The organism is Candidatus Methylobacter oryzae (assembly GCF_003994235.2).
GTDB classification, from domain to species: Bacteria; Pseudomonadota; Gammaproteobacteria; order Methylococcales; family Methylomonadaceae; genus Methylobacter_A; species Methylobacter_A oryzae.
On sequence record NZ_RYFG02000108.1, the window covers coordinates 74,937 to 83,351 of the forward strand.

Here is an 8,415-nt window from a genome sequence, read left to right on the forward strand (position 1 = left end):
ATGCTGAATAAAAGAATCAATGGTTCAATAGTTTTTCAAGATAAATGCGCAAACACAGCATTCTTTCCGGGATGCCGTTCCAAGTTCCGCTGTTTTCGGCCTCGACAAAAGCCTCCGCGAATTTGGAATGCCCGCTTCCCGACAAATAAAGTCCGCGATAGGCGGCCAAGCCGATACTGGCGGAAAGATAATCGCAATGTGCCAGCGGTAGTTGATAGTGACTAATCGCTTGCCGTTTAAGCTCAATTACGCTGCTGATGTCAACGACATGAGTAGCGGGAACCGGACTCCATATTTCATAGAAAAATAACCGCTTGGCCGTTTTGTGTCGTTGCCAAAGAGAAGCCAGCGTTTGTCCTATCGCGACGTGATCGCGGTGGTAGTCGAGTACCGACGGTGAAAATATCCAGTCGGCTTGGAATTGTTCCATGATCTCCAGAACGTGATGTTCAAATTTGGGATGGCTGCGAAAACTGCCGTCCGGCTCGTCCATGAATAACCAGTCTTGAATACCTAATGCCGTTAAGGCGGCTTTGGCTTCCTGTTGGCGGATCGCGATTGAGCCTTCCGGTAAACTGCCTGCCCCTCCGCCATCCGTGACAAAGACGACTTTGACGTTACATCCGTTTTGTTGCAGTAGTGCCAGCGTGCCGCCGCAGCCGAGCGTTTCATCGTCAGGGTGAGGCGCAAAAACCAGTACCTTGCCTTGATCGAGCAATGCTAAAGATCTGGGCAAAGGGCATGGCTTTAGTGCCGCTATCCGGCTTTGCCGGCGGCTATGGATGAAATTGTTGATAAAGTTTTTCATATTGATCGGCAATGGTTTCGATATTTGGCCACGATTGGGCTCTTTGTTGCCCGAGTTTGGCAATCGCTCGTCTTGCGTCTTTGTCAGTGATTAAGCGTTGAAGTTCAGTTGTAACGGCATTCAGGTCAGACTCAACCAATACGCCGCCGGTTGCGACAATTTCCGGTACGGCGCCGACTGCTGTACAAAGTACCGGGATACCGGCAGTTATCGCTTCCAGGTTCGCAAGACCGAACGATTCTGATGCCGAAGTGCTGACATATAAATCGGCAGCGCTCAAATATAAGCCGATGTCGTCAGTGCGGCTGAATTCAATGCTTCGCTTGAGTTGGAATTGTTCGCCAAGTTTTTGTAGTGGTTCATAGTCGCCTTCGCCCAGAATGACTAATTGAATAGGCATAGCGTGAGTGACTTTGGCCAAGGCTTCAATCAGCAGCGGAAATTGTTTGACGGGGGCTATTCGGCCGACGCTCAGTACGTAAAATACTTGATCTTTCCAGTTAAGTTGCCGGCGGGCTTCTTGTTTGTGGTAAATATTAACCTCAGGGCAGGCATGATAAATCACATGCCAGCTATTGGGCACCAATGGATAGCCGAGATCCTTGATCAGCTGTGCCGCGGCGCTATGGCTGGGTACAGTCACCCAGTCGGCCTTTGCCAATGTACGGGCTTCCCAGCGGCACAGTAATGATAGAACGTAAGATCCCAAGCGTACGCCGTCAGCATAAATGGCATGGGTATAACTGCCGAAGCCGTGCTCGGTCAAGCCCCAGCGGGCTTTAGAAGACGGTGAAAAGAGTGAAAAAAAACGGTAACCCGCGGCTATTATCGGGTCATGGCAATGAATATGGCTGTAACGATTTACAGAGCAAACTTTAGCGGCAAGCCGGCCCATATTGAAACGTTCGATTAAAACCCAAAGTAGCGTAGCAAAGTCGGTTTGGCAGTTCAGCTTGCCGAATAAACGGTAAGCCAATCGCTGCAATTTGTGTTGCGATGACAATGCCCGCGCACCTAAATCGGCTTGGCAGATGTAGTCGGCGGCTATGCCTCTGTGCTTAAACTCGGCAATTAACGGCGCCAAGCTTCTGCCCAGTCCGTAGCGTTTGTCGGCTTGCGTTTCACGGGTGACCATGAGAATCCGCATTATTTAGTAATCCTCTAGTTAGTGGTGCGATCAGGAGTCCTGCCTGGTTTTAACAGTATCTCTAAATAGCAGTAATTAAGCGCGTGTGTGAATTGTGGCTTCATATACTGTCAGCGAAAATCCGTATCCCCGCCCATCAGCCACCAGCGGTCGAGCAACTCGCTCGCAGGCATGCCCGGTGTCCAGTTGTTATGCGGAATGATAATGCCGGTTGGTGCTATCTCGCCCACATGGCCGGCCAATAGTTTTGCGTTTTGCGAAGTAACCCAAGCATAAGCTAAAGGTTTATTGAAATGCCAAGTCAGCCTCTGTAGACAGAGTACCAGTGTGCTAATGCGGTCAGGAGGGACAATGATGTCGAGCAGTTCGACGGCATCGTCCAGAATGCGTATGACGATGATGCCGATAGGCGTTCCTGTCAGCCTGGAAGAGATAAGGTAGAGCTGGTAAGTTAGCGTCGGGTGCTGTAAATAGCGGTGTTGCAGGTAGGGCCAATCCCGGACGCCGATAATTTGGTTTTGCAAGGCCTCAGCCATTTCCTGCCATAATCGGGTAGCCGCTGCACCGTCTTCAAGACTCAAAGGGCGAATGCGAACTTTATAGCTGGGACGGGCTTGTAGGGCTGGCCAGGAAACGCGCACCAGTTCGCCAACTTTGTCGTAAAGCCCCAGGCGAGTTGCCAGACGGTAAGGTCTTTCCGAGGGAAAGCCGAAAGCTATTGGAAACGCGCGGTCCTGTCCGACAAAGCGTTCGAGAAAACTTGCTGCCGCTTGAAAGAAAGGGCCTTTGCGTGTCAGGGTTCCGCGCTCTTTGGGATGGACCATCACATCGCCTATTTGCACTGCCGTTGCCGGAGCGCCTAATAAGCGGATAGTACGAGGCATTGCCCCATAAAAAGCGATGGCCCGGCCATTGCGGCGCAATACTGCTCCCAAGGTTTCAAGATTCCGGTATTTCCAGCGCCAAAGCTCGGGCTGCATCTGATGCCCGAAAGCGCTCCGGAACAAGTCCAGTAGTTCGGATTCATTGGACGGATGGGCCCAATCTATGTATTCGTTTTGGTTGATATTTTGAGTTTGTCGGGCAGGCGCTATTGCCACGTCCGGTTTCGATGCCGGGTTTGGTATTTCCCAGGTAAAGAGGCTTTTTTCTCCATTTGGAGCAGTGATTCTTGCCCAGTAACGCGCGGGGCCCAGTAAGTTCCAAATCGATGATGGAATAGTATCGGGAGCGACGGGGCTGCTGTGGTATGCCGCTGGAATTAACAGAGGATGGGGGCTCAGTTCGAGCAGCCAAGTTCCGTTTTGATCTGACGGAAGATCAAAAGTTGGTGCGGATTTACAAATGCCAAGATCATGGAACTGGCCGATTTTTAACGGAAACCGCTGCTCAAATTTTTGCCGTAGTTTGTCCGTAAGCCAAATACTTGGGAAATGCTTGCACAGGTAATGCAAGCGCGAACCTGAAACATGTTCCGATTTTGCAGGGTCGTTCCGCCATTCATGCACGGCCCTGGCTTCCGGGATCAGCATTAGTTCAAAACCGGCCTTGGCAATGCGGCGGCATAGATCCGTATCTTCGTAGTACATAAAAAAAGCCGGATCGAAAAGCCCTCCGATAGCATCAATGACTGAGCGGCGCAAAAGCATATGTCCGCCCGATAGCATGCGCTGGCGTATTGGCTGGGAAGCATATAAACATTGGAGTGCATAGGCTCTAAAACGCATTGACAGCCACAGTCCGAAAGCCGGAAACCTGAGCCCGATTGCAAGCAGCCATTCCCATGTTGGATTTTGCATTTGTCCCGGCGGCAGTAAAAAAGTTCCGGCTTCGTCCCATTGAACAATCGGCGATGCGGCTCCGGCTTCGGGGTGATTCTGTAAAGCGCTAAGCAACTTTTGCAGGCAGCCCGGCAGGATGAAGGCGTCGGGATTAAGCAGCATTATCCATTCGCCTGCCGCTCGCTCAAACGCCAGATTACAGGCGCGTCCGAATCCCAGATTTATTGGGCTAATCACTAATTCGGCCTTGCCGGGCAGAGATTTGCGTAAATTCTCCGCTTCGTCCCGATCATTGCTGTTGTCGACGACAATAACCTGGGCCGAGGGATCGTCTGCCAGTACGCTGCCGGCTGCACGGGCAGTCAGTTCGTGGCAAAAGTAGTTGACGATTAAAACCGAGATCATAGGTTAGACAGGATTTAGTCGATTGCGCGCGTATGCCAGCAATGCGCCAGTTTGACTAAACCGGGCTCAGGCAGCGGATCTTCGATATGCAGGGTCGCTACGGTCTGCGCGCTGTCATAAACGAGTACGGTATCTTCGCTGCACAGATAGACGGTCACATGGAATTCGCCTTTGCGCAAGGGAAGGGCGGGAAAATCGATGATCACTTCACCTTTGCCGAATTCGCTACGTTTGATCGGCACATTTTCAGAATGGCTCAATACAGAGGCCACCGTCATCAATGAGCCGTAATTGATAGTCACGCCAACAGTAGGGGCCGGTAGTTGAGGATCGGATTCGAATTGCACGCGAATGGACAGGTCGTTTTCGCCGGGACGTCCCTTTAACTCGCGCCCGGTCGCGCCGTCAAGGCTGACGGCAACATGACTGAGGCGGGCATGGCCTTGCGTTGCAGAAACCGCTTGCGGGTTTGCCGATATTAATGCTGATGTTTTGGCGTCGCCGAGCAAAAATTTACTGTAGCGTTGTACGACTTTTTGCGGTTCATCAAAATGCATGAGCTGGCCATGATCCAGCCACAGCGCGCGGTCGCAGAAGGCTTCCACCTGGTATAGAGAATGCGAACAGAACAAAATAGTTTTGCCTGCTTCCTTCATGCTGCGGATACGGTCGAAGGATTTACGGGCGAATTCTCCGTCTCCAACCGACAAAGCTTCGTCGACTATCAGAATATCGGGGTCAACGCTGGTCGCGACCGAGAAAGCCAGGCGCACATACATGCCGCTGGAGTAGGTTTTGACCGGCTGGTCCAGAAACTCGCGGATGCCGGAAAACTCGACAATCTCTTCAAAGCGTTCGTCAATTTCCTGTTTGGACAGCCCCAGAATAGAAGCGGAGAGATAGACGTTTTCCCTTCCTGTAAACTCCGGATTGAAGCCGGCGCCGAGCTCCAGTAAAGCCGTAATGCGGCCGCCGACCTCAACATGCCCGGAGCTGGGCGTCAGGGTGCCGCAGAGTAATTGCAACAACGTGGATTTGCCGGCGCCGTTGCGTCCGATGATGCCCAATACTTCGCCTTTGGCAACCTCGAAATTAACGTCTTTTAGCGCCCAAAACTCACGAAAATATTGACGTCTGCCGCCCCATAAAAACTGCTTTAATCGATCATGCGGTTGATTGTAAAGCTGATAACACTTGCTCAGGTGTTTGACATCGATGGCGACAGCAGTATCCGTATTTGCCGAGACTGGTTCTTGCGGCAATTCAATTTGCTTCATTCTGTCGGCCTCTAACTTGATTTGGGGAGAGGCAGTTCTTCAGGTAGGTTCCCCTCGTTATATTTCATTCGTGTTATTGCATCTTGGCGTAAACGATTGAAAGTTTCTATTAGCATCAAACTGTATTCTTTCGCTAACGCCAAGTCCTCGATAAATTTTACAGGATCGGTCATATACTCATGCACCAGGCGATTGCGAAGATTGCGCGCTTGGAGCCATTGTTCTGTGCTAAGCAGTATGCCCAATCGTTCGGTGCGATTGAGTGTTTCGATTTGACTGCCGGGAATTTCAGCGAGTGCAAGTAACCAGCGTGGAAATAATTTATCAGCCATTGTATCTTGCATTCTACCGAACCGTGATACGAATGCCTCCAGTTGCTCCGCGCGGCCGGGATTTTGTTCCAGATTGATAACCCATTCAAGATCAATAACTTGATTGGATAGACTATTCCAACTATAAGACAAATGTTTGCCTTCTTTTGCGACTATTCCTAGCGTATGCAGAAAACGCAATGCCGGTAATTCCAAAGATGCATTCATAATTTTATTCCAGTCATGGCGGCTTGCTCGTGTATCGGTTGTCTAGGTGTTGATGGATCAAGTACCAGCACGTCAATAGGTTGGTCGCCGATGCGTAATTGAAGTCTGGCCGTAAGCAGCATGGTTTTACGTTCGATTTCCGCAACGTTTGATGGCAGCTCAACAAGCAAGTCAATATCACCGCCTCGTGCATTATCGTTTATTCGTGATCCAAAAAGTTTTACATTGGCCTCAACGCCGAAAATCTCTTGGACTGTATTTCGAATAATTTGCTGTGTTTGTTCAGAGAGTCTCATCGATTAATTATCATCGAACACGTCTTCTATTGGCGCCGATACCGGAAAGTGTATTTTGAAAAGTGGGATTAAAGAACATCGGCAAACCCTTTTCTGGTCTTTTCAAACCAAAGAAGTCCAAACCAAGCGATAAAAATAGAGATAGCGGTGTAAACGGCTAGGTAGCTCCAATGGGGTTGTTGCCCCCATATTAAGATATTGCGTACTTGATCAACAACCAAGGTGAGGGGATTTAGGAATAGATAATGGCTCACGGAGTCCGGCAGGGCGCTCAAAGGGTAGAAAATAGGACTCATGAACATGAGTACCGTCAGCGCCATGCCGACAATTTGCCCGACATCGCGAATAAAAACACCCACAGAGGCCAGTAGCCATGACAAGCCCATAATTAGTAACGCAAACGGTAATAAGATCATTGGCAGCCATAGCATAGTCCAGGAAAAATCATGGCCAAGTACAGCCAAAAAAACAAACAGCACGCCCAAGCTGATGCCCGCATGAAACAGGGCTGATCCCAATGCCACCCAAGGCAGAACTTCAAGGGGAAAGATGACCTTTTTGACGTAATTGACATTAGCCAATATTAGTCCCGGAGCACGCGAAATACATTCAGAGAATAGGTTAAACACGATTAACCCGGTAAACAGCACCAGCGCAAATTCGTATTTGTCGGTATTGTCCTGTCCCCATCGTGCCTTAAATACAAAACCGAATACAAAAGTATAAATCGTCAGCATTAAAACAGGATTGACAAACGACCATAGTAGACCCAGAAACGAGCCCCGATAACGGCCGATAACTTCGCGTTTGACCATCTGCTGGATTAGGAGGCGATTTTTCTGCAAGCTGATGAATATATTTAAAAAACAGGATGTTGTTGAGTTCAAGATAGAATCGGGAAAGTATTAAAAATTTATTATCGCAAATATAAATTATCTGCGCGATAGGTGTTTTTACTGATAGTCGGAGAGAAAGCCGGTAAATGGCTTGCTGAGAAATAAGTGCATATTTTAATGCCGGCTGGCTGAATTATTCTTCCTGTTCTCCGCTGGCGATATGGTTTAAGTAATTAATATCCTTGATTTCCAAGGCGTTGCCGTTTCGCGCAATAACGCCGTTTGTTTGCAATTTTTGAAACACGCGGGTGACGGTTTCTCGAGTGACATTGATCATAATTGCAATTTCCTGGTGCGTTGGGGCGAAAGTAATGACTTGTTCGCCGGAAGGATTCCTTATTGTTAACTGAATGAGTTGCGCGCAGACGCGTTGCAGCGGCGAGGGCATGGTTAACAGCGTCCGTTGCGCAAGCGTTTCGCGCAAGCGGCGAGCCAGGCGGGCATTAATAATGGCGGCTACCTGAGGGACCTCGTTAATAAGTTGCAAAATGATCTTGGCCGGCACAGTAACAAAACGCGAGGGCGCCAAAGAGATTACAAATTCATGAGTAGGTAGCTGGTCGACAACGGCAAGCTCGCCAAAGAAATCATACGGTTCCACGAAGTAAAGCCCGGCTTCGCGGCCATCGAGAGTCATATCCACTCCCTGTAGCCGTCCGTCCAGCAATAGGCCAAGAGAGTGGGCGTGTTGATTTTTCTCCATGACGACTTTACGCCGAGGGACCTCTACCAGTTGTGCATATTGGCTAAGGGGACGAATAATGGTATCGGGAATCGGCTTGAAAAGATCAAACTGTTTAAGAATCAGCGGGTCAACCGACATGAGGGTACAGATTTGTTCTCAAAAACTAAGGAATCCTTTGTATGCGATGAAGAATTTTAGGCGTCAGAGTTAGAGTCCGGTACTGAAGGCTACGCTTTTTTTATTATAGGGCACTCATAGCTTGATCGCTACTATTTTGGCTTATCCTCTGCATTTAACTTTTCTAAAGATCGGCCGAATATAACGTAGCGCTTTGCGGTTACGAGCAGTGTTCCTGTGCCGAAGCCCGTTTGTCGCCAGTAAGCTATAATTATTTGAGATGACTTCAATGTGAATTAAGAGCTGAATAGAAGCCAGTTCACAGTTGGGCTAGACTATTGGAAAAGACACGACTCCTCCCAATTCTCTAGGCCCCCCCCATGAACTGGCAAGACCAATTAATAACAATTTACCTGTATGTCTGCAAGCACTATCAAAATAACCTTTGGGTTTATAGTCAGCGC

At 49.2% G+C, this 8,415-nt stretch carries 8 protein-coding genes; all 8 read right to left on the reverse strand.

Annotated elements, in window-relative coordinates; genetic code table 11:
• Positions 1–16 precede the first annotated feature (16 nt).
• Complete coding sequence (locus tag EKO24_RS15375) at positions 17–808, reverse strand: PIG-L deacetylase family protein (RefSeq protein WP_127028271.1); 792 nt, start codon at positions 806–808, stop codon at positions 17–19.
• Positions 777–1,955, reverse strand: a complete 1,179-nt coding sequence (locus tag EKO24_RS15380; RefSeq protein ID WP_127028272.1) for a glycosyltransferase family 4 protein — start codon at positions 1,953–1,955, stop codon at positions 777–779. Before EKO24_RS15380 ends, EKO24_RS15375 begins: the two co-directional genes overlap by 32 nt.
• A gap of 110 nt (positions 1,956–2,065) precedes the next feature.
• On the reverse strand, positions 2,066–4,141 hold the full coding sequence (locus EKO24_RS15385; RefSeq protein ID WP_127028273.1) for a GNAT family N-acetyltransferase: 2,076 nt from the start codon (positions 4,139–4,141) through the stop codon (positions 2,066–2,068).
• A 14-nt stretch (positions 4,142–4,155) separates the two neighbouring features.
• Complete coding sequence (locus tag EKO24_RS15390; RefSeq protein ID WP_127028274.1) at positions 4,156–5,418, reverse strand: ABC transporter ATP-binding protein; 1,263 nt, start codon at positions 5,416–5,418, stop codon at positions 4,156–4,158.
• Between the two features lie 11 nt (positions 5,419–5,429).
• On the reverse strand, positions 5,430–5,957 hold the full coding sequence (locus EKO24_RS15395; RefSeq protein ID WP_127028275.1) for a hypothetical protein: 528 nt from the start codon (positions 5,955–5,957) through the stop codon (positions 5,430–5,432).
• Positions 5,954–6,253, reverse strand: a complete 300-nt coding sequence (locus EKO24_RS15400) for a nucleotidyltransferase domain-containing protein (protein ID WP_127028276.1) — start codon at positions 6,251–6,253, stop codon at positions 5,954–5,956. The genes EKO24_RS15395 and EKO24_RS15400 overlap by 4 nt, the downstream gene beginning before the upstream one ends.
• A gap of 68 nt (positions 6,254–6,321) precedes the next feature.
• Positions 6,322–7,140, reverse strand: a complete 819-nt coding sequence (locus tag EKO24_RS15405; protein WP_241674572.1) for an ABC transporter permease — start codon at positions 7,138–7,140, stop codon at positions 6,322–6,324.
• Between the two features lie 142 nt (positions 7,141–7,282).
• Positions 7,283–7,972, reverse strand: a complete 690-nt coding sequence (locus EKO24_RS15410) for a Crp/Fnr family transcriptional regulator (protein WP_127028277.1) — start codon at positions 7,970–7,972, stop codon at positions 7,283–7,285.
• Between the last annotated feature and the right edge of the window lie 443 nt (positions 7,973–8,415).

Coding starts and splice junctions, on each gene's coding strand:
- EKO24_RS15375 (WP_127028271.1), bottom strand. CDS start 808: ATGAAAAACTTTATCAACAATTTCATCCATAGCCGCCGGCAAAGCCGG.
- EKO24_RS15380 (WP_127028272.1), bottom strand. CDS start 1,955: ATGCGGATTCTCATGGTCACCCGTGAAACGCAAGCCGACAAACGCTAC.
- EKO24_RS15385 (WP_127028273.1), bottom strand. CDS start 4,141: ATGATCTCGGTTTTAATCGTCAACTACTTTTGCCACGAACTGACTGCC.
- EKO24_RS15390 (WP_127028274.1), bottom strand. CDS start 5,418: ATGAAGCAAATTGAATTGCCGCAAGAACCAGTCTCGGCAAATACGGAT.
- EKO24_RS15395 (WP_127028275.1), bottom strand. CDS start 5,957: ATGAATGCATCTTTGGAATTACCGGCATTGCGTTTTCTGCATACGCTA.
- EKO24_RS15400 (WP_127028276.1), bottom strand. CDS start 6,253: ATGAGACTCTCTGAACAAACACAGCAAATTATTCGAAATACAGTCCAA.
- EKO24_RS15410 (WP_127028277.1), bottom strand. CDS start 7,972: ATGTCGGTTGACCCGCTGATTCTTAAACAGTTTGATCTTTTCAAGCCG.